Origin of the sequence: Methylobacterium dankookense, from assembly GCF_902141855.1 — a bacterium.
Classification (GTDB): Bacteria; Pseudomonadota; Alphaproteobacteria; order Rhizobiales; family Beijerinckiaceae; genus Methylobacterium; species Methylobacterium dankookense.
Genome location: NZ_CABFVH010000011.1, coordinates 80,663 through 105,552, shown reverse-complemented (window position 1 = coordinate 105,552; position 24,890 = coordinate 80,663). Strand labels below are relative to the sequence as shown.

Below are 24,890 nucleotides of genomic sequence, written 5' to 3'. Positions count from 1 at the left end.
GCCTGAGGCGGTCGCCCGAGCGCCCGCGGCGCAATCTCAGCGGTAGACGCGAACGTGATCGATCCACAGGTCGTAGTAGCCGGCCGGCGGGACCGTGATCGGCCAATCCTGGCTCATGGCGAGGGTCAGCATCATGAAGAACGGCGACACCGTCGCCTTGCGGTAGAGCGGCGCGCGGAACTTCTCGATGCCGTCGAAGTAGAACACCACGTCGTCGTCGGTGATCTCGACCCCGTAATCGTGGAAGGCGAGCGAATAGTCCGGCAGGCCGGTGAGGTTCTTCTGGGCGCGCCGATAGCCTTCCATGCGGCTCGACGGCGGCGGCCAGTCGTGCTCGGTCGCCACGTAGGAGGTCGTCGCGTGGCCGTAGCCCTCGATCACGTCGATCTCCACGGCGCCGTCCGCGACGCTGTTGCGGATGCCGTGCTGGTCGAGGAGCCAGAAGGAGGGCCAGGCGCCGGGCCCGGCGGGCAGCAGCATGCGCGCCTCGAAATAGCCCTTGCGGAACGCCCCGCTGACGGACCCGTCCGGAAATCCTGTGGATAGATGCCCGGTGAGCCAGGTCCGGCCGTAGCCGGCCGGATCCGCCCAGCCGGGCCGGTTCTGGCTGCGGATCCGCAGGAAGCCGCCCATGATCGTGTAGGGGTCGAAGGTCGGGTCGTCGTAGCCGAGGAAGGAGGCCGCGCCGTATTCCTGGCCGTCGGGCTTGGGGCCCGCATGCCAGACCTTGCGGGAGAGCGTGTCGAAGCTCTCGCTCCAGACCAGGGTGCGGCCGTGCGCGGGATGGCCGGGCGGCCGCTCGGCCGCCGGCGAGGCGTCGCGCCCGCCCTCCACGAACAGGTGGACGCGCAGGTTCAAGGCCGTCTTGAAGTCGTGGTTGTCGGGCGGCGTGTCCCAACCGTAGACGTCGAGGACGAGCGGGCCGTTCACGGCGCCGGAGAGGTCGAGCTGCGTGGTGAAGCGGCTATCGGGCCCCGGCACCGCGCTCGTCCAGGTGCCGTTGACCACGAGCGCCACGCTGCGCAGGCCGCGGGCGAGGCCGGTGACCTCCAGGGGCCCCGCCCGCACCCGCATCGCCGCGTCCGGAATGCTGGCGGTATAGGCCTCGGGCTTCTGCTTCTGATTGTGCGTCGCGACGCTGGTCGGGCCGGGGCTGAGGAGCTGGAGCGCGAAGGGCGGCTCCGACGCGGACGATTCCGGTGTCGGCGCCTGCGCGAGATCGGGCCCGGCGGAGGCGAGGATCGCGACGAGGACGAGGCCGAGGACCGCCAGGGCGGCGCGGGCGCGCGGAAGCGAGGCGGAAGCGGGTGGCGTGGACGACATCGAGGAGCTCCGGTCAGCGCCCGAGCGGGCGCCTAGGCGAGGATCGGCGCCCGCTCGGGCGCTTCGGCTTCACGGGACATCGACCGGACCGGCCGGGGCAGATCTCAGGCCGGCATCGGCCTCGGCCCCCCGGAGGCCCGCAGGGACGGGCGCGCCGGGACGGCGCGCGGGGCCGGACGCATCGCCGCCAGCAGCCCGGTCGGCGTCGCGGCGAGCGCGGCGCAGATGAAGAACAGCAGGCCGAGATCGATCGTCGTCCCGGCCATGCAGCCGGCGATGAACAGGCTGAGGCAGGACGAGGCCGCCGCCTCGCGGATGACGCGCATCTCGGGGTCGGGCTCGGTGCGCGGCGCGAGCAGGCAGGCGACGAGGAAGGCGGCGTAGGTCAGCGCGCCCGGGATGCCGATATTGGCCAGGACGGCGATCACCACGTTCGAGGCCCGGGCGCTGCCGACGCCGACGCCGAGCCCGTAGCTATCGAAGAAGTTGACCAGGGCCTGGCTGTTCCAGGAGCCGCGCTCCATCGCCGAGCTGGAATTGCCCTTCGAGAAGATGAGCTGCTGCAGGATGTCGGTGATCGAGGTGGTGAGCGCGTCGTTGAGGAGCACGGCGCAGACCACGAGGATGCCGAGGAGGGGGCCGATCACCAGGAAGCCGAGGCGCGGCACGGTCGCGCGGCCGGTCACGAGGCGCAGGAGGCTCGCGGCGAAGACGAGGCCGAGATAGGCCACGAGGCCCGCATAGGCGGTGGTCGAGGTCGAGAGGACGAGGGCCGCGCAGAGCAGGCCGGCGAGCGGCCCGGTGATGCGGGTCCGGAACCCGCTGAGCCACAGGCTGAAGGTGAAGGCGAAGAGCGCGAGCGTCATGCTCGCGAAGGCCGAGGCTTCGGGAAACGAGCCGACGAGGCGCTTGAAGCCGATGACCTCGGCGGTGTCGAGCATGCGGTAGGGCGCGTTCCGCATGAAGGCGAGCGCGTCGGCCGTGCCGGTGAAGAAGGTCGCGTAGTCGAGCAGCGCGAAGATGAGGTTCAGGCAGCCGGCCGCGATCAGCGCCTCGGTCATCCAGCGCTTGCCCGCCCTGTCCCGCGCGAAGGCGGCGAAGACCGCGAAGCAGACAGCGTCGCCGACGAAGTAGATGGTCTGGGTCAGGTTGCCGCTCACCGGCCCCAGGGGCGTCAGCAGCAGGCCGGTCCCGGCATCGGTGCGGGCGATGGTGAAGACGTAGGTCGCGCCAGCGAAGATTCGCGGCATGAACACCGAGGCGAGGCAGGCATAGGCCGCCGTGAGCACCAGCCACAGGCCCGGCTGGGGCCATCGGATGCTGCGCAGGAGGTAGGGCCAGGAATCCCGGCGCAGGCTCACGAGGACGAGGAATCCGAGGAGGACGTAGGCGGGCGGCAGGCCCGACCCGCCGAGCGCCGTCAGCACGGAGGCCGCGGCGGCGCCGAACAGGGTCGCCAGGATGCAGACGGTCACGGCGAAGCGCCGGCCCCAGATCAGGCTCAGGAGGCCCGCGACGAGGGTCGCGACGCCGATCCACTCGAACGTCATGCCGGCCGGCCCACGATGCGGCTCATCCGCCCACCGAGACGAGGGCCGGGACGGCCGGGCGCCGCCGCTCGGGCGCGGCCAGGACCGAATCCACGAAGGCCCGCATGCGCCGCTCGAAGACGGCGGTGGCGTAGCGCTCGGCATGGATGCGGATCGCCTGCGGGTTGAGCGGCAGGGCCTGCATCCGCTCCACGCCGTCCACGATCGCCGCGACGCTCTGCTCGTCGAAGAACAGCCCGGTGACGCCCTCGACCACGGTCTCGGTGGCGCCGCCCCGGCCGAAGGCGAGGACCGGCCGGCCGCTCGCCATCGCCTCGACGGGCACGATCCCGAAATCCTCCTCGCCCGGGAAGACCAGGGCGAAGCACTCGGCATAGAGCTGGCGCAGGCGCGCGAAGGGCTGCGGCCCGAGCACGGTGACGGTCGGGCCCGCGATCCGCCGGATCTCGTCGAGCATCTCGCCGCCGCCCACCACGACGAGGCGGCGGCCCATGGCGTTGAAGGCCTGCACGGCCAGGTCGGGCCGCTTGTAGGGCACCAGCTCGCCCGCCATCAGCCAGGTGCCGTCCCGGCCGGCCTGCGGATCGATATAGAAGTCGTCCACTGCGACCGGCGGCGGGATCACCTCCGCATCGCGCCGGTAGTAGCGGGCGATGCGCTGGGCGACCGTGCTCGAATTGGCGACGAAATGGTCGACCCGCTGGGCCGAGAGCGCGTCCCACATCCGGATGTAGTGGGCCGCGGGCAGCATCAGGAGGCGCTTCAGCACCCCGGTCGCGCTGCGGTAGTCGTGGAACATGTTCCAGACGTAGCGCATCGGCGAGTGGCAGTAGCAGACATGCACCGAGCCGGGCGGCGGCACCACGCCCTTGGCCGGCCCGGATTCGCTGCTGATGATCAGGTCGTAGCCGCGCAGGTCGAGCTGCTCCAGCGCCATCGGCATCAGCGGCAGGTAGTTCTTGTAGAGCTTGGCCGCGAAGGGCAGCCGGCCGATGAAGCTCTCGACCACGCGCCGGCTGCGGATCAGCGGGCTCACCGCCTCGGGCTTGTAGACGTGGACGAAGAGATCGGCCTCCGGGTAGATCCGGAGCAGGGATTCGACGACCTTCTCGCCGCCGCGCATGCCGACAAGCCAGTAATGGACGATGGCGACACGCATTCCGGCTCGGCCTTTCCAGCACGGCGGATACCTTGGGGGATGTCTTGGCGGACATCTCGGGCCGGGACGCTAGGCCCCGCCTCGCCGGCCGGTCTGTCAGTCGGCTTCCGCGGATCCGTCAGTCTTTTCCCGACATCGAGCGCCGCTTTTCCCGGGTGTGAGCCGGGCCCCTGCTCAGCAACTGTGCAGGCTCCGGGTTCCGGCCGGTTCCGGCCTGGAGAGGAGGCGCGATGCTTCTGCCAGAGAGATCCGCGGCACGGGTGGTCTCCTGCGACGTGTTCGACACGCTGCTCCTGCGGGACCACCGTTCCGAAAGCCGGCGCTTCCGCGACATCGCGGGCCTCGCGGCCCGAAGGCTCGCCGCCGAGCACGGGATCCAGCGCGATCCCGCCGCGATCTGGACGGCCCGCACCGAGGTGCAGCGCCACGCCTACCGCGCCCTCGACCTCGCGCGGCCCACCGGGGACGTGCGCTTCGCCGACATGGTCGACGCCATGGCGCGGATCCTCGGCCTCGCGGGGCCGGCCGCCGCCATCCTGCACGAGGCGGAGATCGCCGTGGAGCGGTCGCAGCTCTCGGCGAATGCGCCGCTGCTCGCCTGGCTCGCCGCGGAGGCCTGGTCGGGAACGCGGGTGATCGCGGTGAGCGACATCTACCACGAGGCCGGCACCATCGCCCTGCTCCTCGGCGCGCTCTGCCCCCGCCACCCGGTCGCGCGGATCTATACGAGCGCCGACCACGACGCGACGAAGCGCACGGGTGCGCTCTTCGCCACGGTGCTGCGCGAGGAAGGCGCGGCCCCCGGCGAGATCCTGCATATCGGCGACGACCACCGGGCCGACGTGGCCATACCGCGGGCGTTGGGCCTGCGCACCCTGCAGGTCGTCCGCCCCCGCCACCTGATCCTGCGCCGCCGCACCGATGCCCTGCGGGCGCGCATCGTCTCGGCGCTGGCCCCTCCCCCGCGCTACGGCCGGCCGGGGAGCCGCTTCGCGTGAGCGCGGCCCCCGCAGATCCCGCCGCAGCCGACGCGGACAGGTTCGGGCGCGAGGCGCTGGGGCCGGTCCTCGCCGAGTTCTGCCTGCGGCTCTGGCTCACCGAGCGCTTCCTGCCGGATGCCGAGGACGCGACCCTGCTGTTCTGCGCCCGCGGCGGCCTGCGCCTGAAGCTCCTCTACGAGCGCTTCCTGGCCCGCACCGGCCTGCCGGCGCGCGTGCCCGCCGCCGCGCTGATGGTGTCGCGGCTGGTGGCGGCCCGCACCGCCCTGGAGCCGCCGGGCGAGGGCGTCCTGTCCGAGCTCGGCCGCGAGTTCTCGGGGCGGCCGATGAGCGAGGTCGCGGCAGCCCTCGCCCAGCGCCAGGATCTCGCCCTGCCCGCGGCCTGGGACGCGCCCTTCGCGGCCGGGCGCTTCGCGGCGCTGCTCGCCGCCGACGAGCCCGCGGCGGCGGCCCTGCGCGGGGCGATCGCGGAGCAGGATGCCCGCTTCCGCCGGCATGTCGACGCCTGCACCGGCGGCCGGCGGCACGGCCTCCTCGTCGATACCGGGCTCTACGGCAGCACGGTCCGCCTGCTGCAGGACGGGATCCCGGCCATGCGCTGGTCGGGCCTCCAGTTCGCCCGCAGCAACTACAAGCGCCTGCCGACGCCGCATTTCGCCCGCACCCTCGGCCTCAGCGTCGAGAGCGACAGCTACCGGCCATGGGAGACCTGCACCGCGGCGCTGCGCTTCTGGCACCTGATCGAGGCGGCCCTGGAGCCGGACCTGCCGAGCGTGCGCCTGTTCGCCGACGCCGACGGGGATGGCCCGCCGCGGGCCAACCTGGAGGTCGCGGGCTGGGAGGCGCGGATCGAACCCGAGGGCCCCGGCCTGTTCGCGGGCGCGCTGGCCCATGTCGAGACACTCCGGCCGGACGACCTGCACCGCGTTCCGGCCGAGGCGGCGCGCGGCTGGCGCGCCTTCAAGCGCGCCGTGGTCTGGCCGGATGCGCGCATGGTCGCCGCCCTCGAACTGGCGGACCGCTCCCGCGATTTCGGCCGGCTCGAGAAGGTGGCACAGTTCGCGGCGCCCGGCGGCACGCTCGCGCAGATCCGCGACAGCCTCTGGCGGGAGGGCGCCCTGATGCGCCGCTTCCCGCGCGCCGGCCGCGCCGGGCTCGTCCTGATCGAGCTCGCGCATGCCGCCCGCACCCTGCGGCTGCAGGCCTCGGCCCTGCGGCGGCGCGCGGCGCGCCCCGCCCTCCAGGGAGCGCCGTGATGCGGATCCTGCATCTCGCCAACCATTGCCACGAGATCGGCAACGGCATCATGAACGTCGCGGTCGACATCGCCTGCCGGCAGGCGGAGGCCGGGCACGCCGTCGCCTTCGCGAGCGGGGGCGGCTCCTATGTCGAGCTGCTCGCCCGGCACGGGGTGGAGCACCACCACCTGCCCCAGAACTGGCGCGCGCCGCTCAGCCTGCCCCGCACCGCAATCGGCCTGCGCCGGATCGTCGGCGCCGTCCGGCCCGACATCGTCCACGGCCACATGATGACGGGCGCGGTTCTCGCCCGCCTGATCCGCGGCCGCGCGCCCTGGCGGATCGTCACCACCGTCCACAACGAGTGGCAGCGCAGCGCCGACGCGATGGGCGTCGGCGACCGCGTGATCGCCGTGAGCGAGGCGGTGGCGCTGCGGATGGCCGCCCGGGGCATTCCCACGCGCAAGCTCGATGTCGTCCGCAACGGCCCGCTCGACTCGCCGCGCCGGGCGGCCATCAGCGATGCCCCCACCCTCGACCTCGCGCGGCCCGCGATCCTAACGGTGGCCGGGCTCTACGAGCGGAAGGGCATCGCCGACCTGATCGCCGCCTTCGAGATCGTGGCCGCGCGGCACCCCACCGCCACCCTGCACATCGTCGGCGACGGCCCCGACCGCGCCCGCTTCGAGGCCCAGGCCCGCGCCGGCCGCTACGGCGAGCGCATCCGCTTCGCCGGTTTCCAGCGCGATCCGCGGCCCTGGTATCGCGGCGCCGACATCTTCGTCCTGGCCTCGCACAGCGAGCCGTTCGGCCTCGTCATCGCCGAGGCGCGCGAGGCGGGTTGCGCGGTGATCGGCAGCGCGGTCGGCGGCATTCCCGAGGTGCTCGAGGACGGTCGGGCCGGAATCCTCGTCCCCCCTGCCGACCCGCCGGCACTGGCCCGGGCGCTCGGCGACCTGCTCGACGATCCCGACAAGCTCGCGCACTGGCGATCCGCCGCGCGCACCGGCCTCGCCTGGCTCGACGCGCGGCGCGTGGCGGCCGAGACCGTCGAGGTCTACGGGCGCGCCCTCGCGGCCCTGCCGAAGGGTGCGGGCGGCGCCGGGATCCCGCTTCCGAGCGGCAGCCGGGGATAGAGAGATGGCCTCGCGCTTCGCCCGCAACTCCCTGTTCAGCACCCTCGCCGGCCTCGCCACGGCGCTCGGCAGCTTCCTCAGCATGGTGGTCGTCGCGCGGCTGCTCGGCCCCTCGGGCACCGGCATGATCGCCTACGCGCTCTGGCTCGTCACGCTGTCGATCACCTTCGCCGATCTCGGCATCTTCCAGACGCTGACGCGCTACCTGCCCGAGCTGACGGCCGAGGGCGACGATAGCGCGGCCCGGAACCTCGCCTCCGCGCTGCTGCGCCCCTACCTCGCCCTCGCCGTGCTCGGCGGGGCCCTGTTCGCGTGGCTCGGCAGCCAAGCGGCGGGCCCGACGCCGGACAGCCCGGGCCGGATCTGGTGGCTGATCGGGCTGCTGTTCACGCTGCAATTCGTCGCGAGCTTCGGCCTCGGCCTGCTCCGGGGGATGCAGCGCTTCGATACCGCCGCCAAGCTCACCGTCCTGTCCTTCCTGATGCAGCTCGCCGCGGTCGCGGCCGGCTGCCTCCTCGACGGCGTCGAGGGCGCCCTGATCGGCTACTGCGCCGGCAGCCTGCTGCCGCTCGGCGCGATCCTGGCGGCCTTGCCGCGGCGCCCCGCGGTCGATCCCGCCCTGCGCCGCCGCGTCCTGCGCTTCGCCCTGTTCTCCTGGGCCGGCGCGCTCACCCTGGCCATGGTCTGGTCGCGCCTCGAGATCTTCTTCCTGCAGCGCTATTTCGGCGCGGAGACGGTCGCCCTGTTCACGGTGGGCTTCACCTTCGCCAACCTCGCCTCGCAGGGGCCGCTCCTCCTCACCGGCGGCCTCCTCGCCTATTTCTCCGAGAGCTACGGCCAGCGCCGCACCGACCAGATCCGCAACGCCTACGCCTCGGCGACGCGGCTGATGGCCTTCCTGCTCCTGCCCGCCTGCTTCGGCCTCGCGGCGATCCTCCCGGCCCTGCTGCCGCTGGTCTACGGCCCGGCCTATGCGGCGGCCGTGCCGACCGCCTGCGTGCTGGTGGCGGGCGCGGCGATCGGCGCCACCGGCTCGGTCGGATCCCAGATGATCTACGCGCATGACCGCAGCGACTTCATCTTCGCCAGCGGCCTCGTCGGCGCCGCGCTGACCATCCTGGCCGGCTTCCTCGTGGTCCCGCATTTCGGCCTGATGGGCGCGGCCGTCGCGCGCACGGCGATCCACGCGGTGATGCTGGGGCTCGGCGCGTGGTTCATCACCCGGCGCTTCGGCTACCCGATGCCGATGCGCGAGCTGTGCCGGCTGCTCGTCGCCGCCCTGCTCTGCGCGGGCGCGGCCTCCCTCTGCATCCATCTCGTGCGCGATCCGCGCGCCGCCGTCGTGCTCGCGGTGGCGAGCGGCGCCGTCGTCTACCTCGCCGCCGTGCGGGCGCTCGGCGCCCTGCCGGAATCCGACATCGCCCGCCTGCAGAGCCTGCTCGGCCGCATCCCCGGCCTCGTGCGCGGGCCGATGACCGGCCTGCTCACCCTGCTCGCACCGCGGAGAGCCTGAACAGAACAGGCCGGGTCCACGCCCGGCCCGACCTCGGATCCACCCCTCTCGTTACGGGATTGCAGCATGCTCCAGGCGATGAAGCCCCACGTGAAACAGGTGATCGGCGGGATCTCCCACACCGCGGCGCAGAAGAGCTACGTGCGCCAGATCCTGTTCAACGCCATGGCCAAGCGGGCCGACGACGTCGCGCGGCTGCAGGAGATGGAGGAGATCCGCTTCCTCGGCCACGTCTTCCTCAACCTGCCCCAGGCCAACGCGCAGATCCTGCAGGATCTCTGGGTGACCTTCGAGACGGGGGGCCGGCGCGACGGCTTCTTCGTCGAGTTCGGCGCCACGAACGGGCGCACCAACAGCAACACCTTCCTGCTCGAGGACGGCTACGGCTGGACCGGGATCCTGGCCGAGCCGAACCCGATCTGGCACGCCGACCTCGCGCGCAACCGCGGCTGCGCCATCGAGCACCGCTGCATCGCCGCCCGCAGCGGCGAGACCGTGGAGTTCCTGGCCACCGACGATCCGGAACTGAGCGCGCTCGCCACCTGCGCCGCCAACGACCACTTCGCCTCGGTGCGCAGCACGGCGCCGCGGATCAAGGTGGACACCCTCTCGCTGAACGACCTCCTGGCGGAGCACGGCGCGCCGCGGCGGATCGACTACATGTCGGTCGACACCGAAGGCAGCGAATTGGAGATCATGCGCGCCTTCGATTTCGACCGCTACGACGTGCGCCTGCTCTCAATCGAGCACAACAACACCTCGAACGAGGCCGGCCTCGACGCGCTGATGCAGGCGCGCGGCTATGTCCGCCGCTTCCCCGAATATTCGCAGTGGGACGCGTGGTACAGGAAGGCCTGAGACCGCGCGGCGCTCGAGCGAAGGCGACATCCGCCATCCCGAAGGGATCACCCGGATGTCGTATGAGCCGCCGCGCCCCCGCGCACCGGCCCCGTCAGGTGCCGGTGCCGAAGACCAGGGTTCCGCTCGCGGCCATGACGGCGGCGTTCGGGTCGAGCCGGTCCCAGCCCGCCGCGGCCATGTTCGAGACCACCGAGCCGAGCCCGTAGGCGGTGCCGTTCAGCTCGATCCCGGTGACGAAGAGGTTGCGGTCGTTGAAGACCTTGTTGGCCACCGCGTCGTAGTACGGGTTCTCGTTGCCGTCGTTGAGGTAGGTGATCGTCACCTGGTGCGGGCCGCTGCCGAAGTCGCCCTGCACGCTCACGGCCTGCCACTGGCCGGAGGCATGGTCGGCGGTCACGTCGAAGGGCCCGCCGACCTGCTTGCCGTCGACGCTCAGCACGAATGTCGGCGCCCCGTTCCAGCTGTCGCCCGAGATATGGACCGTCAGCATGTCCGACCCGGTGGCGGGCGTCGTCGGTGTGGTTGGCGTCGTGGGATTGGGCGTGGTGGGCGTCGGCGTGCTCGGCAGCGTGGTGCCGGTGCCGAAGACCAGATTGCCGCTCGCGGCCATGACGGCGGCGTTCGGGTCGAGCCGGTCCCAGCCCGCCGCGGCCACGTTCGAGACCACCGAGCCGAGCCCGTAGGCCGTGCCGTTCAGGTCGATCCCGGTGACGAACAGGTTGCGGTCGTTGAAGACCTTGTTGGCCACCGCGTCGTAGTACGGGTTCTCGTTGCCGTCGTTGAGATAGGTGATCGTCACCTGGTGCGGGCCGCTGCCGAAGTCGCCCTGCACGCTCACGTCCTGCCACTGGCCGGAGGCATGGTCGGCGGTCACGTCGAAGGGCCCGCCGACCTGCTTGCCGTCGACGCTCAGCACGAATCTCGGCGCCCCGTTCCAGCTGTCGCCGGAGATGCGGACCGTCAGCGTGTCCTGCCCGGGGGCGGGCGTCGTCGGTGTGGTCGGCGTGGTGGGCGTCGTCGGGACGGTCGGGGTCGTCGGGATGGTCGGGGTCGTGGGAACGGTGGGCGTGGCGGACTCGGCCGGGGTCCCGAAGATCAGCGTCCCGTTGGCGGCCATGACGGCGGCGCTCGGGTCGAGGAGGTCCCATCCGACCGCGGCCGTGTTCGAGACCACCGAGCCGAGGCCATAGGCCGTGCCGTTCAGCGCGATCCCGGTGACGAAGAGATTACGGTCGTTGAAGACCTTGTTGGCCGCATTGTCGTAATAGGGGTTCTCGTTGCCGTCATTGATGTAGGTGATCGCCACCTGGTGCGGGCCGCTGCCGAAATCGCCCTGCACGGTCACGTCCTGCCACTGCCCGGCGGCGTGGTCGGCATCGACGCTGAAGACCTGGCCGAGCGGCGTGCCGTCGACGCTCAGCACGAATGTCGGCGCCCCGTTCCAGCTGTCGCCGGAAATGCGGATCGTCAGCGTGTCGGGCTTGGCCGCGGGCGTCCCCGGCGCGACGTTGGCCGCCGAGGCCCCGTTCAGGCCACCCGTATCGGCCCCATCCGGGGATGACACCGTCTGGAGCGCCACAGCCGTCGCGGACGGATCGGCGGAATAGACGCGGACATAATCCACCGACATCGTCTTCGGGGTGTCGGTGATGCCTGCGATGCCGCGCGAGATCGCGAGATCGATCAGCGGGTACATCGGCCCGTGCATGTCGGACGGGGTCGCCACCTGACCGACCGGGTTGCCGTCGTAGTAGAAGGTGATCGTGCTCGCGGTCCAGAGTGCGCCGAAGGTGTGGTAGCCGGCCGAGAGCGTCGGCTGGTTGGACCACACCGTATGGAAGCTGGGCTGGCCCGTCTCGCCCGTGTGGATCGTGTTGGTCAGCGCGGTGGGGTCCCCGCCATAGGCCTCGACGATGTCGATCTCCGGCGGCCAGACCCCGTCGGCGTTGAGCAGCCAGAAGCCCGGCCACGCGCCGGTCTCGGCCGGCAGCTCGGCCCGCATCTCGAAGTAGCCGTAGGTCTGCGAGAAGCTGTTGGAGGCCTGGAGCAGGCCGGAGGTCCACAGGCCCGGATAGACGAGGTCGGCCACCGCACCGGTGGCGGGCGCGGCCTGGATCTGGAGCGCCCCGTTGACGATCTGGAAGGGCTGCACGCCGGTCGAGGGATCGACGAAGGCGGATTGCCCGAAGCCGATATCGACGCCGGGCCGCAGGATCGAGCCCGGGCGCGTGCTGGCCCAGACGGTGCCGCCGCCGGTGGCGGAGACGCTGAGTTGATTGAACTCGTCGTCGAAGGTCAGGCGGTAGCCCGTCAGGTCGACCATCGGCAATTCCCCAGCAACGGCCGCACCGCGGCAATATTCCAGCCCCTCCGCCGGACGGACCGCATGCGCGCCGCATGCATCCATCCTGACGGACCCGTGACCTACCGAGAGCAGGAAGAGGCAATAGTTAAGTTTTTGTTATCCAAGCATTTCGGCCAAGCCAAACGCCGATCGGGATCTACCTGACAGCGTCAGGATTTTCCTGACATCGCGGCTGCCAGCGCCTCGGATGCGGCACTCTGCCCGGCCGGCGGCCGGGCCGTCCGGGCGGCGGCGAGCTTGGCCCGATAGAGGGCGAGCAGGCTGTCGCACCACGCCTCGGGCTGGGGCGCGAGGTCGCGGGCGCGGTAGAAGCCGGATTCGCTCATCCAGCGCACCTGCAGGTCGTCCCCGGCGAGGCGCCGCATCTGGGCGGCGAGGCTCGCGCGGTCGTCCGGGTCGCAGGCCTCGCCGCAACCGAGATCCACCACCTCCTGCGCGATCAGGGCGTGGCGCGAGACGAGGACCGGCAATCCGCTCATCACCGCCTCCAGGGTCACGAGGCCGAAGGTCTCGCGCCAGCGCGTCGGCACCACGAGGAGGCGCGCCTCCTCCGCGAGGCCGGCGATCTCGGCGGGGCTGCGCCAGCCCATCAGGCTGGCCTCCGGATAGTCGCGGGCGAGCTCGGCCCGCAGCGGCCCGTCCCCGACGATGCGCAGCGGCAGGCCCGCCTCGCGGGCGGCCGCCGCCACCACGTCGACCCCCTTGTCGCGCTCCAGCCGGCCCACGAAGAGGATCTCGCGGTTGCCCTCGGCCCGCACCCGCTCGCTGCGCCAGGGCAGGACGGGGTTGCGCAGGACGGCGACCCCGTCGGCACCGATGCCGCCGCGGGCGAGATAGGGCCGCATGCCCTCGTGCACGGCGACCACGGTGGCGGGGCCGCGCGCCAGATCGATGGCCGCGCTGCGGATGGCCTGCCGCCCGACCCGCCAGAGCTTGTGCGCGTAGTGCCGCCGGTCGCAATTGGTCGCGACGCAGCCCATCGACAGCGGCACCCGCTCGCAGACGCCGCCGTTGCGGAAATCGAACTGGCCGCCGTTCGGGCAGACCAGGAAATAGTCGTGCGCCGTCATCACCAGCCGGTCCGCCACGCGGCCGAGGGCCGTGAAGACCGCGGGCGAGAGCACCTTGTGCCAGTTGTGCAGGTGGTAGACCGTGCCCGGCGTGTCGTTCCGCGCGATCCATTCCTCGACGAAGCGGCGCGCGGAGCGGCTGTAGAGCCCGCGCAGGGCCGCCGCGCCGCGGCCGCCCTCGAGGAGCGCCCGACCGCCGAGGGAGCGCATCTCCAGGCCGGGCAGGTCGAGGCCGGAATCGATGCTGCCGTTGAGCAGCGTGACCGGCACGCCCCGCGCGCACAGCATCCGCACGGAGCGCAGCGCGACGCCCGCCGCCCCGCCGCTCTCGACGGCATCGTCGCTGATCACCACCACGCGCTCGATCATCCCCGGCTCCTCGGCTGGTATTTCGCGGCGATGCGCGTCAGGACAGGCTCTCGATGCGCTCGGGGCGAAGCCGCCCGCGCAGCAGGTCGCCGAGGGCGGCGAGGTTGCCGGCGACGCGCCCGCGCCGGTCCACATGCGGCTCGGGCCGGCGCAGCTTCAGCAGGTTCATCGCCACGTTGCGGCCCATCAGCCAGGCCGCCCGCCCCGCCGCGAAGCTGCCCTTGCGCACGAGGTGCACCGGGTTGGCGATCTGGGAATAGCCGAAGCACAGGCCGGACTGGCGCCCGCCCTTGACGCCGAGATGCACGCCGCGCGCGCCCTCGATCCGGGCGAGCCGGCCGAAGGCGGCCGCGCGGCGGCTGAAATCGACATCCTCCAGCCAGCCGTAGCGCGGCAGGCTCTCGTCGAAGCGCAGGGCCCCCGCCCGCACCGCATCGAGGCGGAAGGCCATGTTGCAGCCATAGGCGTTGTAGACCGGCCGGACCGGGTTCCGGGCCTCGGCCGGCGCGAGGCCCGCGAGGCGCAGATCCGCCTCGGCGAAGCCGATCCCCGGCCCGGTGATCCCGTCGGCGACCACGGCGCCGGTGGCTCCGACGAGGCCGGGATCGGCCAGGAAGGCCCGCTCCAGCGCCGCGAGGTAATCCGCCTCCATCACGAAGTCGTCGTCGAGGAAGCAGACGAGGTCGAATGCCTCCAGACGGTCGAGGATGGCGTTGCGCTGGCGCGTGAGGCCGCGCGGGCCGGTCACGATCTCGGCGCCGAGGCCGGCGGCCTCGGGAGCGACGTCCTCGAGACCGGGAGCGCAGACCACCACCGCATCGGGCAGGCGGCTCTGCCGCGCGATCCGGGCCAGGGTCTCGCCCATCACCGCGGGGCGCCCGGCGGTGGCGAGCCCGATCGCCAGGCGCAGGCGTCCGGGCCGCCGCGCGACCGCGGCGCCGGGCTCCGCGACGGCCGCGCTGGGGCGCAGCCCGTCGATCCAGGCCGCGACCTGCGCCCCGCCGATCAGCCCGTAGATCCAGGCCCGGCCGGCGGCGGCGGCGAGCGCGCCGAGAAGGACGTCCCATTCCTCCGGGTAGCGCGCGGCCGGGGCCGGGAGCGGACGCAAGTTGTCGTTCATCCCATGACTCCAGATACAAGCGTAGATCCGAGCAACCGACACAATAAATCTCGGAATAATCAAATATCATTCCGAATATCGATTGACTTTACTACCCATATTCACCGATTGTCGTCTCGACGCGATGCGCGACGCCGCATCGGGACAGGAGGTCGGATCGATGAGGAACCCCGTTCTGCGCGCGGTGCTGGCGGCGTCCGTGGCGGCCTCCGCGCTGGCGGCGAGCCTCGCGCCCGCCCGCGCCGCGGACGAGTACCGGCTCGGGGCCGAGGACCGGGTGCGCCTGCGGGTGAACGAGTGGCGTCCCGGCAAGGGCGAGACCTACGAGTGGAAGGCCTTCACCGGCGAGTTCACGGTGGATTCGGCCGGGCGCCTGGCGCTTCCCTTCATCGGCGCCGTGTCGGCCGCGGGCCGCACCACCGACGACATCGCCGCCGAGATCGGCGAGCGTCTGCAGCGCAAGGCCGGCCTGCTGCAGCGGCCCGACGCCGCCGTCGAGGTGTCGCAGTTCCGCCCCGTCTACGTGGTCGGGCTGGTCGACAAGCCGGGCGCCTATCCCTACCGGCCTCAGCTCACCGTCCTGCAGGCCGTGGGCCTCGCGGGCGGGTTCTACCGGCCGCCGGAGATGGGCATGCAGCGCCTTGCCCGCGAATCGGTGACCGCCCGGGGCGACCTCGCCGACATCCGCGTCGAGCAGGTGGCGCAGGGCGCCCGCCGCGCCCGCCTCGAGAGCGAGATGAAGGAGCTGCCCGCGATCCGGTTCCCCGACGCCGTGACCAGCCAGCGCGCCCTGCCCGCGGCGGCCGACGCCATGCGCGAGGAGCAGGCCCTGTTCGAGGCCCGCCGCGCCGCGCTCACCTCCCAGACCGAGGCGCTCAACCAGGCCAAGCTGCTCATCGCCGCGGAGATCGAGACCCTGCAGGCGAAGATCGTCTCGCAGGACCGCCAGATCGGCCTCGCCCGCAAGGAACTGGAGGGCATCGTCGCCCTGGTCCAGAAGGGGCTCTCGATCAGCCCGCGCCAGCTCGCCCTGGAGCAGACCGTCGCGCAGATGGAGAGCACCCGGCTCGACCACGTGCTCGCCATGTCGCGGGCGCGGCAGGACCTGTCCAAGAACGACCGCACGCTGCTCGACCTGCGCAGCCAGCGCCAGAGCACGGTGCTGAGCGACCTGCGTGAGACCCAGACCAAGCTCGCCAAGCTCGACGAGCGCGCCGAGACCCTGACGCGGCTCATCAACGACAGCGAGGTGGTCGCCCCGCGGATGATGGCCGAGGCCCGCACCGCGCGCCGCCGCAGCGCCGTCTTCCTGATCGTGCGCCAGACCGCGGAGGGCCCGCGCGAGATCGCCGCCGCCGAGGGCGACGCGCTGCTGCCGGGCGACGTGGTGAAGATCGACGGCGAGGCCGAGACGGGGCGCAACGCGGAGCAGCCGGCCGAGCCGCGGGTCGGCGGACGGCTCAGCAGCCTCGCCCCCTGAGGTGGGCGGGATCGCCGCTCTCCGTCTCGTCTGGGTCCGGGCGAGGCGCATGGCGGCGATCCCCCGTCAGATCGAGCGGGAGACCGCGGCGAGGTCGCGGGCCTTGTTGAGGATCGCGCCGAAGAGATGGGCCTGCGCCCCGTCGATGGAGGCGGCGGCCTCCGCCAGCGCGCCGGCCTCGGTCTCGCCCCAGGCCGCCACCAGGACGAGTCCGTCGAGGAGCCGGCAGACGGCGCGGACGTCCATCGCCTCGCGCATGGCGGTGAGGTCGATCACCACCACGTCGTAGGAGGCGGCGAGCTCCGCGAGCAGCGCGTGCATCTGCCGCGAGCCGAGGATGTCGCTGGAATTCGGCAGGCGCGTCTTGGCGACGAGCGGGAGCAGCGCGAGGTTCGGCACCCCGGTCGGCCGCGTCATGTCCCCGCCCTCGCGCAGCATCTCCAGGAAGCCCGCCGCCGCCGTCGGGGCGTGGGCGCGGGTCAGGGAGGCGTCGAGGAAATCGGCGTCGATCAGCAGCGTGCGGCAGTTCGCCTGCGCGTAGAGCGCCGCGAGGTTCAGGGCGACGCTGCTCTTGCCCTCGCCGGTCGCGATCGAGGCGACGCCGATGGTCTGGGTGACGCGGCCCTCGCAGGAGGTGTCGATGCGGATCTTCACGCCGCGCAGCGCCCGGCTGAAGGCCGAGAAGGGCCGCTCCAGCACCTCGAAGCCGAGGGGGCCGGGGCCCGCGCCCTTCACCAGGGGGAGGAGGCCGAGGCACTCGATGCGGGCCTCGGTCTCCAGGTCGGACGGGTCGCGCACGCTGCGGTCGAGATGGCTGCGCGCCGCGGCGATCATCAGGCCGCCGAGCAGCCCGAAGGCGCCGCCAAGCGCGAGGATCAGCTTGGTCCGCGGGCTGCTCCGGTCGAGCGGCACCATGGCCTTGGTGACGATCCGGGCGCTGGAGACCGGCAGCGTCTCCTTCTGCGCGGTCTCGGTGAGCTTCTCGAGCAGGTTCTGGTACATCTTGCGGTAGCTCTCGGCCTGGGCCTCGAGCTCCGACAGGGTGACCTTGGCCTGGCGGCGCTGCTCGATCTCCCCGATGAGGGAGCGCAGCTCCGTCTTCAGGGCGCGCTCGCGCCCGCGGGCGACCTCGTAGTCGCTGAGATAGGTCTGGCCGATGCGCTTCATCTCGGTCGCGACCTCGGCCTCGATCTGCACGACCTCGCGATGGGCGGTGACCACGGCCTCGTGGTCCGGCCCGTAGCGCTCGCGCAGCTCCGCCTCGCGCTGCACCGCGTCCTGCTGGCGCTGGCGCAGGTTGGTGATGACCGGGTTGTTGAGGGCCTCGCCCACCGAGGCGCTGCCGGCGGCCTCCCGCCCGACCGCCCCGACGCGCTCCAGCCGCGCCGCCGCCTGCATGGTCTGGGCCCGCGCCGCGACGAGCTGGCTGTTCATCTCGCTGAGCTGCTGCTCGATCAGCAGGCTGTCGCCAGCGGTGATGAGGTCGTTGCGCGTCTTGAAGGATTCGACCGCGCGGGCGGCCTCGTTCAGCGTGCCGCGCAGCTCGACGATGCGGGCGCGCAGCCAGTCGACGCCCTGGCGCGCCGCGTTCGACTTGGCCGAGTACTGGTCGCGCAGGTAGGCGTCGGCATAGGCGTTGGCGATGGCGGCGGCGAGTTCCGGCCGGTAGGCCCAGGCCGTGACCTCGATGACGTAGGACTGGCCGACGCGGCGCACGCCGACGCGCTTGCCGAGCGCCGCGACGGTGCCGCGCAGGCGCTGCGTCGCCTCGGAGGCCGGGTCGGCACCGAGATCGGCAGCGCCCTCGGCCTTGGTCTCCCCCTTGCCCTCATCCTTGGCCGGCGCGTCCCGGGGGACGAATTCCGGATCCTGCTGGAGGTTGAGGCCGGCGACCACGTCCGCGGCGAGGCGCTCGGAGCGGAGCAGCTCGACCTGGCTCTCCACCTGGGCGTTGTCGAGGGTCAGGTCGAGCATGCCGGGCTCGAACCAGATGAGCTGCTGCTGCTTCTGCGGCTCGATCAGGAGCTGGACCGTCGAGACGTAGGTCGGCACGCTGAGCCAGCAGAACAGGGCCGCCGCGACGAGGCAGACGAGGGCGGTGACGCCGATCGTCGTGACGGAGCGCTGCAGGGCCGTCCTCAGGCTGCGCAGGCTCAGCTCCCTGCCGGAAGCCCGCTCATCCTGCGGGGCCGGGACGCGCGCCGTGTTCGCCTGAAGCATGCTGCACCTGCCGGGATGGGTGACGGATCCCGGGCGGCGCGCCCCGGCGCGCGGGGCGCCGTCGCTGCCGGGGAGAATCGGGCTTGGGGGTCAGGACGACCGGACCCCGGGGGCCTGCCGCGTGAGCGCGCTCAGTAGACGCCCCGGGAATTCAGCACCGCGGGCACGGTCTTGAGCATGATCCGGATGTCGCCGGCGAGCGACCAGGTGCGCACGTATTCCCGGTCGAGCAGGACGCGGCGCTCGTAGCTCACGTCGTTGCGTCCGCTGCACTGCCACAGGCCGGTGAGGCCGGGCCGCACGGACTTGTACTCGACGATGCCGCCGCCGTAGCGCGGGATCTCCGCCGCGACGATCGGGCGGGGCCCGACGAGGCTCATCTCGCCGCGCAGGATGTTGATGAACTGCGGCAGCTCGTCGAGGCTGGTCTGGCGCAGGATGCGGCCGAGGGGGGTCACCCGCGGGTCGTCCCTGAGCTTGTGGGTCGCCTTCCACTCCAGCATCGCGGCCGGGTCGGCGGCGAGGTGGCGGCTCAGGGCGGCGTCGGCGTCGTTCACCATGGTGCGGAACTTGAGGCAGGGGAAGGTCGCGCCGCCGCGGCCGATGCGCGGGTGGCGGATCAGGATGGGGCGCCCCTGCATCACGAGGATCGCGGCCGCGATCATCAGGATCAGGACGCCGAGGACGACCATGGCGGTGACGGCGACCGTGAGGTCCAGCGCACGCTTGACGCGCAGCGCGTGGGATGGGTCGAGTGCGGTAAAGGTCTGGAGCCGGGGAACGGAAGCGTCGGTGGACGAGGTCTGCGCGGACAGTTTTCTGAGCAAGGAAGCCTCCTGGTCACCCGCCGACGCTTGCACGAAGCCCCGGCGCTGAAGCGCGTCGTGGTGGCTCAAGATCACGAAGCAGCCCACGCGGTGCCAGGGGCAGCACGCGGGCCCTGCCTTTATTCTTGTCAGTACCTGCGCGATTACAGATAGACTGGCTGTATCGGCTCGTTGTTAACCGCGCTGTGTTCGATGGTTAAGGCAAAATTAATGCCCGAGCTACAGGAGCTATGCGCGCGCACCGTCGGGCTTTTGTCAGCGCTGTCAGGTTTTCCCCCGACAGCTCACATCGTCTTGAAGCTGTCGGTATCCCGCCGCGCGGATCCCAGCCGTGGATCAGAATCGATGCGCTCCGGCACGGATCCGGATCCGGTAGGTCCGTTCGAGCAAGAGGGGGCTCTCCTCCCCACCGATCTCGGGCTTGCCCGAGATCTGCCCTTGCTTGTCCAGATCGGGCTGGCCCGATCTGAATCGGAAGGCGCCGCGCTCAGCGCGACACCGCCGCCCGGATGGCCGCGAGCAGCTCGCCCTCGAACAGGAGCGCGGAGCCGTAGTGGAACTCGGCGTCGAAGGGGCGGCGCGAATTCATCGAGAGGGAGGCGCTCTGCAGGGCGACGAGCCGGCCGGCCTCGTCGAAGAGCCCGGAGCCGGAGCCGCCATAGCCGTCGTTGCAATCGTGCCGGACGCGGCGGATCGCGTCCTCGCTCGGGCTATCGACCTGCCGGATCGTGCAGGATTCGAGGCTGCTGCCGCCGCGATAGTTCTCATGCCCTCCGGGCGAGACCATCGTGACGGGCAGCGCCGCCGGGCCGGTCGGCAGGTCCGGCGCCTCCGGGACGGGCTGGGGCGGCGCGCCCTCGACCGGGCCGGCGAGGCGCAGGAGGGCCCAGTCGTCGGTGATGTGGAGGGCTTTCGCCGACGGCGCGGTGCCGAGCCGCAGCGATGAGGCGACGAACTCGTAGTTCCGGCCCCCGATCTGGAAGTAGCAGTCCGAGACCGGACGCGTGACCGCGAGGCGCCGGTCGCGGAAGTTGTGGGCGTTGAGGACGACGAGGTCCGGCGCGCCGACGAGCCAGGCCGCCGCCGCCTTCTGCGGCACGCCGTCCGGCCTCCGGCACCAGAGCACGCCCGCGCCGGGGAAGCGCCGGTGGTCCTCGCCGCTCATCTCGTGTCGCCCGTCGCGCGGATAGAGCGCCGCCTCGCGGGTGCGCGCGTCGGCCCGGGCCGGCCGCATCGGACCGAAGGGCGCGAGCTGGCCGAGCAGCGCGAGCCCGACCCCACACCAGGACGCCGGCCGGCGCACGCGCACTGCCCACATCGTTCCGCCCCCGCGATGCCGGCGCGGCGCATCAGCGCCCACCGTTCGCACCGTGTTGCGACACCCCCATGGGCACGGTCAAGCACCGCGCCACCGATGCGCAAAGTACTCGTCCGGATTGCCAAATGTACCCGGTGAAAAATGACCGATGCCCTAAAGACATTTGCCGGCCGTTCGCTCTAGAAATATTGGGGACTGGGGCAGTAATAAGTGTTTCATAAGACGAGAACTAGAGGTTCTTTTCTTATTTCTTACACAGAACTCGGATTGATCCCGAATCTGCTTCAGACTTCCGACGCTTAAGGTTCCGCGTGACCGCTCGGTCGAGAGACGGAACGAGACGGCAAGGAGACGCACATGAGTAGGCTTCTGAACTCGGTCTCGATGCTCGCCGTGATGGCGGTGGCGCCGCTGGCGCTCGCCACAGGCGCGCAGGCCAACGACAAGCTCGTCGACATGGCGAAGAGCGAAGACAACTGGGTGATGCCCGGCAAGAACTACGACTCGAACAATTACAGCGAGCTGACGCAGATCAACAAGGACAACGTCAAGAACCTGAAGGTGTCGTGGACCTTCTCGACCGGCCTGCTCAACGGCCACGAGGGCGCGCCGCTCGTCGTCGGCAACAAGATGTACGTCCACACCTCGTTCCCGAACAACACCTTCGCCCTCGATCTCGACGATCCGGGCCGGATCCTCTGGCAGGACAAGCCGAAGCAGAACCCGGCCGCCCGCGCGGTCGCCTGCTGCGACCTCGTCAACCGCGGCCTCGCCTACTGGCCGGGCGACGGCAAGACCCCGGCGCTGATCCTGAAGACGCAGCTCGACGGCCATGTCGCGGCGCTGAACGCCGAGACCGGCGAGACCGTGTGGAAGGTCGAGAATTCCGACATCAAGGTCGGCTCGACGCTCACCATCGCCCCCTACGTGGTGAAGGACAAGGTGATCATCGGCTCGTCCGGCGCCGAGCTCGGCGTGCGCGGCTATCTCACCGCCTACGACGTGAAGACCGGCGAGCAGAAGTGGCGCGCCTACGCCACCGGCCCAGACAAGGACCTGCTGCTCGCCGACGACTTCAACATCAAGAACGCCCATTACGGCCAGAAGGGCCTCGGCACCGCGACCTGGGAGGGCGACGCCTGGAAGATCGGCGGCGGCACCAACTGGGGCTGGTACGCCTACGACCCCGGCACGAACATGATCTATTTCGGCACCGGCAACCCGGCGCCGTGGAACGAGACCATGCGGCCGGGCGACAACAAGTGGACGATGACCATCTTCGGCCGCGACGTCGACACGGGCGAGGCCAAGTTCGGCTACCAGAAGACGCCCCACGACGAGTGGGACTATGCCGGCGTCAACGTGATGATGCTGTCCGAGCAGAAGGACAAGGACGGGAAGATGAGGAAGCTCCTCACCCATCCCGACCGCAACGGCATCGTCTACACGCTCGACCGCACGGACGGCTCGCTGGTCTCGGCCAACAAGATCGACGACACCGTCAACGTCTTCAAGTCGGTCGACCTGAAGAGCGGCCAGCCGGTGCGCGATCCGGAATACGGCACCCGGATGGACCACCTCGCCAAGGACATCTGCCCCTCGGCGATGGGCTACCACAACCAGGGCCACGATTCGTACGATCCGAAGCGTCAGGCCTTCTACATGGGCATCAACCACATCTGCATGGATTGGGAGCCCTTCATGCTGCCCTACCGGGCGGGTCAGTTCTTCGTCGGCGCGACGCTGAACATGTATCCGGGCCCGAAGGGTGACCGGCAGAACTACGAGGGACTTGGCCAGATCAAGAGCTACAACGCGATCACGGGCAAGTTCAACTGGGAGAAGATGGAGCGCTTCGCGGTCTGGGGCGGCACGACAGCCACCGCCGGCAACGTGGTGCTCTACGGAACCCTCGACGGTTTCATCAAGGCGCGCGATTCCGACAACGGCGACCTCCTCTGGAAGTTCAAGCTGCCGTCGGGCGCGATCGGCTACCCGATCACCTACAGCCACAAGGGCACGCAATACGTCGCCATCTATTACGGCGTCGGCGGCTGGCCGGGCGTCGGCCTGGTGTTCGACCTCGCCGACCCGACCGCGGGCCTCGGCGCGGTGGGCGCCTTCAAGAAGCTCGCCAACTACACCCAGATGGGCGGCGGCGTCGTGGTGTTCTCGCTGGACGGCAAGGGCCCCTACGACGACCCGAATGTCGGCGAGTACGCGCAGCACGCCGCCAAGTAAGGCGCCGGCGAGTCAGGCGCCGGCAAGTCAGGCGCCTGTTCGACCCCGCCGGCCGCGTGCCGGCGGGGTCACCCCACCAGACGCGCGGGACGACGCAGGACGGGCACGCCATGCCCGGCGACCGCGCGAGCATCAGAAAATCCCCGAGGAAACGGAACACCAGACATGTCGCGCGTCACCGGACGACATTGCGTGGCCCGCCCGGCCGCCCTCCTGATCGCCCTGGCCTGCCTCGGCGGCCCGGCCGCCGCGCAGGAGCCCGCCGCCCCGCCGGCGCCCGCCAAGGAGCAGACGACAAGGGAGCAGGCCGCCACGGAGCCGGCCCCCGACCCGAACGCCCTGCGCATCTGCGCCGCCGAGCAGCCGCCGCTCTCGATGAAGGACGGATCGGGGCTCGAGAACAGGATCGCCGCCGCGGTCGCCGAGGCGATGGGGAAGAAGCCCGTCTTCGTCTGGTCCGGCAAGCCGGCGATCTACTTGGTCCGCGACGGGCTCGACAAGAAGACCTGCGACGTGGTCGTCGGCCTCGACAGCGACGACCCGCGGGTGCTGGCCACCAAGCCCTATTACCGCTCGGGCTACGTCTTCCTCACCAAGGCCGACGGCGACCTCGACGTGAGGTCCTGGGCCGATCCGCGCCTCCGGCAGGTCGGCCACATGGTGGTCGGCTTCGGCACGCCGGGCGAGGCGATGCTCAAGGATATCGGCCGCTACGAGGAGGACATGGCCTACCTCTACTCGCTGGTGAACTTCCGCGCGCCGCGCAACCAGTACACCCAGATCGACCCGGCCCGGATGGTCTCGGAGGTCGCCAGCGGCAAGGCCGATGTCGGCGTCGCCTTCGCCCCCGACATCGCCCGCTACGTGCGCGATTCCAGCGTGAAGCTGCGCATGGTCCCGGTGCCCGACGACACCAAGCGCAGCGACGGCCAGCCCATGCGGCAGAGCTTCGACCAGTCGATGGGCGTGCGCCGGGACGACACGGCCCTGCGCGACGCCCTCGACGCGGCGCTGGTGAAGGCCCGGCCGCAGATCGCCGCCCTCCTCAAGCAGGAAGGCGTGCCGGCCACCGCCCCGTCCAACTGAGCGCCCCGCACGAGAGGGATCCGGAACACGCGCATGATCGATATGATGATCGATACCAAGAAGATGCTCGCCGCCGTCATCGGCCTCGCCTTCGCCGGCGCCGGCCTCGCGGCGCTCGCCCAGCCGAGCGGCGGCCCGCAGACGGGAATCGTCTTCCGCAACACCGTGACGGGCGAGGCCCTCGACACCTCCCAGGGCAAGGAGGGCGGCCGCGACACGGAGGCGGTGAAGACGTTCCTCCAGACCGGCAAGAATCTCTACATCGACGACAAGTCCTGCCTGCGGAACGGCGAGAGCCTGTTCGCCACCTCCTGCTCGGGCTGCCACGGGCATCTTGCCGAAGGAAAGCTCGGGCCCGGCCTCAACGACAATTACTGGACCTATCCGGCCAATACCGAGGATGTCGGCCTGTTCTCGACCATCTTCGGCGGCGCCAACGGCATGATGGGCCCGCACAACGAGAACCTGACCCCGGACGAGATGCTGCAGACCATCGCCTGGATCCGGCATCTCTACACGGGACCCGTCCGCGACGCCGTCTGGCTCAACGACGACCAGAAGAAGACCTACACGCCCTACAAGGAGGGCGAGAAGATCCCGCAGGACGCCAAGGGCCAGTGCAAGCCGCTGGACTAGCGGTCCGTCGGGAAGCCGCGCGCCGCCGGCGCGCAACAAGAACGCACAAGGAGGAAACCATGCGCACCCTGATCCTCACCCTCGGCGCCAGCCTCGTCCTCGCCGGGCCGGCGCTCGCCTATGACGGCACCAAGTGCCGGGCGCCGGGCAATTGCTGGGAGCCGAAGCCCGGCTTCCCGGAGAAGATCGCCGGCTCGAAATACGATCCCAAGCACGATCCGAAGGAGCTCAACAAGCAGTCCGAGTCGATCAAGGCGATGGAGGAGCGCAACAAGCGCCGCGTCGAGAACGCCAGGAAGACCGGCAAGTTCGAGTACGACGTCGCCAAGATCTCGAACTGAGCAGCACGCGCGCCCGCCGCGCGCGGGCGCGCCACATCC

19 protein-coding genes are annotated in these 24,890 nt (G+C 71.1%); 10 read left to right on the top strand and 9 right to left on the bottom strand.

All coding sequences use genetic code 11. From position 1 onward, the window contains the following. Positions 1 to 36: 36 nt before the first annotated feature. The 3 genes from MTDSW087_RS11390 to MTDSW087_RS11380 form a co-directional block, all read right to left on the bottom strand. Positions 37 to 1,323 (bottom strand): glycoside hydrolase family 16 protein, encoded by a 1,287-nt coding sequence (locus MTDSW087_RS11390; RefSeq protein WP_144763857.1) that lies wholly within the window; start codon positions 1,321 to 1,323, stop codon positions 37 to 39. A gap of 104 nt (positions 1,324 to 1,427) precedes the next feature. Beyond that, positions 1,428 to 2,873, bottom strand: coding sequence for a hypothetical protein (locus MTDSW087_RS11385; RefSeq protein ID WP_144763855.1), 1,446 nt, complete (start codon positions 2,871 to 2,873; stop codon positions 1,428 to 1,430). A gap of 22 nt (positions 2,874 to 2,895) precedes the next feature. After that, positions 2,896 to 4,032 (bottom strand): glycosyltransferase, encoded by a 1,137-nt coding sequence (locus MTDSW087_RS11380; protein WP_144763853.1) that lies wholly within the window; start codon positions 4,030 to 4,032, stop codon positions 2,896 to 2,898. 230 nt (positions 4,033 to 4,262) lie between these two features. Here MTDSW087_RS11380 and MTDSW087_RS11375 point away from each other — a divergent pair, with 230 nt between their 5' ends. From MTDSW087_RS11375 to MTDSW087_RS11355, 5 genes are all read left to right on the top strand, one after another. Next, positions 4,263 to 5,030 carry a hydrolase gene (locus MTDSW087_RS11375; RefSeq protein ID WP_144763851.1) on the top strand — a complete coding sequence of 256 codons (768 nt, stop codon included), beginning with the start codon at positions 4,263 to 4,265 and terminating at the stop codon, positions 5,028 to 5,030. Beyond that, positions 5,027 to 6,286 carry a glycosyltransferase gene (locus MTDSW087_RS11370; RefSeq protein WP_144763849.1) on the top strand — a complete coding sequence of 420 codons (1,260 nt, stop codon included), beginning with the start codon at positions 5,027 to 5,029 and terminating at the stop codon, positions 6,284 to 6,286. The genes MTDSW087_RS11375 and MTDSW087_RS11370 overlap by 4 nt, the downstream gene beginning before the upstream one ends. Further along, entirely contained in the window at positions 6,286 to 7,404 is a 1,119-nt protein-coding gene (locus MTDSW087_RS11365) for a glycosyltransferase family 4 protein (RefSeq protein WP_144763847.1), read from the top strand. Before MTDSW087_RS11370 ends, MTDSW087_RS11365 begins: the two co-directional genes overlap by 1 nt. 4 nt (positions 7,405 to 7,408) lie before the next feature. Then, positions 7,409 to 8,917, top strand: a complete 1,509-nt coding sequence (locus MTDSW087_RS11360; protein WP_144763845.1) for a lipopolysaccharide biosynthesis protein — start codon at positions 7,409 to 7,411, stop codon at positions 8,915 to 8,917. A 66-nt stretch (positions 8,918 to 8,983) separates the two neighbouring features. Next, positions 8,984 to 9,775, top strand: a complete 792-nt coding sequence (locus MTDSW087_RS11355; protein ID WP_144763843.1) for an FkbM family methyltransferase — start codon at positions 8,984 to 8,986, stop codon at positions 9,773 to 9,775. A 94-nt stretch (positions 9,776 to 9,869) separates the two neighbouring features. On the opposite strand, the gene MTDSW087_RS30105 is transcribed toward MTDSW087_RS11355, so the two are convergent. The 3 genes from MTDSW087_RS30105 to MTDSW087_RS11330 form a co-directional block, all read right to left on the bottom strand. Next, positions 9,870 to 12,101 carry a carbohydrate-binding domain-containing protein gene (locus MTDSW087_RS30105; protein WP_186383811.1) on the bottom strand — a complete coding sequence of 744 codons (2,232 nt, stop codon included), beginning with the start codon at positions 12,099 to 12,101 and terminating at the stop codon, positions 9,870 to 9,872. Positions 12,102 to 12,292: 191 nt separating this feature from the next. Beyond that, the gene (locus MTDSW087_RS11335) at positions 12,293 to 13,582 is read right to left on the bottom strand and encodes a glycosyltransferase family 4 protein (protein WP_186383810.1); all 1,290 of its coding nucleotides are present in this window, start codon (positions 13,580 to 13,582) and stop codon (positions 12,293 to 12,295) included. Between the two features lie 37 nt (positions 13,583 to 13,619). Further along, positions 13,620 to 14,702 carry a glycosyltransferase family 2 protein gene (locus tag MTDSW087_RS11330; RefSeq protein WP_186383809.1) on the bottom strand — a complete coding sequence of 361 codons (1,083 nt, stop codon included), beginning with the start codon at positions 14,700 to 14,702 and terminating at the stop codon, positions 13,620 to 13,622. Positions 14,703 to 14,862: 160 nt separating this feature from the next. Here MTDSW087_RS11330 and MTDSW087_RS11325 point away from each other — a divergent pair, with 160 nt between their 5' ends. Then, positions 14,863 to 16,182: a polysaccharide biosynthesis/export family protein gene (locus MTDSW087_RS11325; protein ID WP_186383808.1), complete on the top strand. Its 1,320-nt coding sequence runs from the start codon at positions 14,863 to 14,865 to the stop codon at positions 16,180 to 16,182. A 66-nt stretch (positions 16,183 to 16,248) separates the two neighbouring features. Here MTDSW087_RS11325 and MTDSW087_RS11320 read toward each other — a convergent pair whose 3' ends face one another. The 3 genes from MTDSW087_RS11320 to MTDSW087_RS11310 all read right to left on the bottom strand — a co-directional run bounded on the left by MTDSW087_RS11320 (position 16,249) and on the right by MTDSW087_RS11310 (position 20,547). Further along, the gene (locus tag MTDSW087_RS11320; protein WP_144763835.1) at positions 16,249 to 18,402 is read right to left on the bottom strand and encodes a GumC family protein; all 2,154 of its coding nucleotides are present in this window, start codon (positions 18,400 to 18,402) and stop codon (positions 16,249 to 16,251) included. Between the two features lie 131 nt (positions 18,403 to 18,533). Continuing rightward, positions 18,534 to 19,229 carry a sugar transferase gene (locus MTDSW087_RS11315; protein ID WP_238178643.1) on the bottom strand — a complete coding sequence of 232 codons (696 nt, stop codon included), beginning with the start codon at positions 19,227 to 19,229 and terminating at the stop codon, positions 18,534 to 18,536. Between the two features lie 487 nt (positions 19,230 to 19,716). Beyond that, the gene (locus MTDSW087_RS11310; RefSeq protein WP_144763833.1) at positions 19,717 to 20,547 is read right to left on the bottom strand and encodes a trypsin-like serine peptidase; all 831 of its coding nucleotides are present in this window, start codon (positions 20,545 to 20,547) and stop codon (positions 19,717 to 19,719) included. A gap of 357 nt (positions 20,548 to 20,904) precedes the next feature. On the opposite strand from MTDSW087_RS11310, the gene MTDSW087_RS11305 reads away from it, so the two are divergent. The 4 genes from MTDSW087_RS11305 (at position 20,905) to MTDSW087_RS11290 (ending at position 24,851) form a co-directional block, all read left to right on the top strand. After that, positions 20,905 to 22,788 carry a methanol/ethanol family PQQ-dependent dehydrogenase gene (locus tag MTDSW087_RS11305; protein ID WP_144763831.1) on the top strand — a complete coding sequence of 628 codons (1,884 nt, stop codon included), beginning with the start codon at positions 20,905 to 20,907 and terminating at the stop codon, positions 22,786 to 22,788. 165 nt (positions 22,789 to 22,953) lie between these two features. Then, a complete protein-coding gene (moxJ, locus tag MTDSW087_RS11300) occupies positions 22,954 to 23,874 on the top strand; it encodes a methanol oxidation system protein MoxJ (protein ID WP_144763829.1) in 921 nt (306 codons plus the stop codon). A 63-nt stretch (positions 23,875 to 23,937) separates the two neighbouring features. After that, positions 23,938 to 24,510 (top strand): cytochrome c(L), periplasmic, encoded by a 573-nt coding sequence (gene moxG / locus MTDSW087_RS11295; protein WP_373321939.1) that lies wholly within the window; start codon positions 23,938 to 23,940, stop codon positions 24,508 to 24,510. 59 nt (positions 24,511 to 24,569) lie between these two features. After that, the gene (locus tag MTDSW087_RS11290; RefSeq protein WP_144763827.1) at positions 24,570 to 24,851 is read left to right on the top strand and encodes a methanol dehydrogenase [cytochrome c] subunit; all 282 of its coding nucleotides are present in this window, start codon (positions 24,570 to 24,572) and stop codon (positions 24,849 to 24,851) included. Positions 24,852 to 24,890 lie beyond the last annotated feature (39 nt).

Coding starts and splice junctions, on each gene's coding strand:
- MTDSW087_RS11330 (WP_186383809.1), bottom strand. CDS start 14,702: ATGAACGACAACTTGCGTCCGCTCCCGGCCCCGGCCGCGCGCTACCCG.
- MTDSW087_RS11360 (WP_144763845.1), top strand. CDS start 7,409: ATGGCCTCGCGCTTCGCCCGCAACTCCCTGTTCAGCACCCTCGCCGGC.
- moxJ (WP_144763829.1), top strand. CDS start 22,954: ATGTCGCGCGTCACCGGACGACATTGCGTGGCCCGCCCGGCCGCCCTC.
- MTDSW087_RS11375 (WP_144763851.1), top strand. CDS start 4,263: ATGCTTCTGCCAGAGAGATCCGCGGCACGGGTGGTCTCCTGCGACGTG.
- MTDSW087_RS11325 (WP_186383808.1), top strand. CDS start 14,863: ATGAGGAACCCCGTTCTGCGCGCGGTGCTGGCGGCGTCCGTGGCGGCC.
- moxG (WP_373321939.1), top strand. CDS start 23,938: ATGCTCGCCGCCGTCATCGGCCTCGCCTTCGCCGGCGCCGGCCTCGCG.
- MTDSW087_RS11380 (WP_144763853.1), bottom strand. CDS start 4,032: ATGCGTGTCGCCATCGTCCATTACTGGCTTGTCGGCATGCGCGGCGGC.
- MTDSW087_RS11385 (WP_144763855.1), bottom strand. CDS start 2,873: ATGACGTTCGAGTGGATCGGCGTCGCGACCCTCGTCGCGGGCCTCCTG.
- MTDSW087_RS11390 (WP_144763857.1), bottom strand. CDS start 1,323: ATGTCGTCCACGCCACCCGCTTCCGCCTCGCTTCCGCGCGCCCGCGCC.
- MTDSW087_RS11310 (WP_144763833.1), bottom strand. CDS start 20,547: ATGTGGGCAGTGCGCGTGCGCCGGCCGGCGTCCTGGTGTGGGGTCGGG.
- MTDSW087_RS11290 (WP_144763827.1), top strand. CDS start 24,570: ATGCGCACCCTGATCCTCACCCTCGGCGCCAGCCTCGTCCTCGCCGGG.
- MTDSW087_RS11320 (WP_144763835.1), bottom strand. CDS start 18,402: ATGCTTCAGGCGAACACGGCGCGCGTCCCGGCCCCGCAGGATGAGCGG.
- MTDSW087_RS11365 (WP_144763847.1), top strand. CDS start 6,286: ATGCGGATCCTGCATCTCGCCAACCATTGCCACGAGATCGGCAACGGC.
- MTDSW087_RS30105 (WP_186383811.1), bottom strand. CDS start 12,101: ATGGTCGACCTGACGGGCTACCGCCTGACCTTCGACGACGAGTTCAAT.
- MTDSW087_RS11335 (WP_186383810.1), bottom strand. CDS start 13,582: ATGATCGAGCGCGTGGTGGTGATCAGCGACGATGCCGTCGAGAGCGGC.
- MTDSW087_RS11305 (WP_144763831.1), top strand. CDS start 20,905: ATGAGTAGGCTTCTGAACTCGGTCTCGATGCTCGCCGTGATGGCGGTG.
- MTDSW087_RS11355 (WP_144763843.1), top strand. CDS start 8,984: ATGCTCCAGGCGATGAAGCCCCACGTGAAACAGGTGATCGGCGGGATC.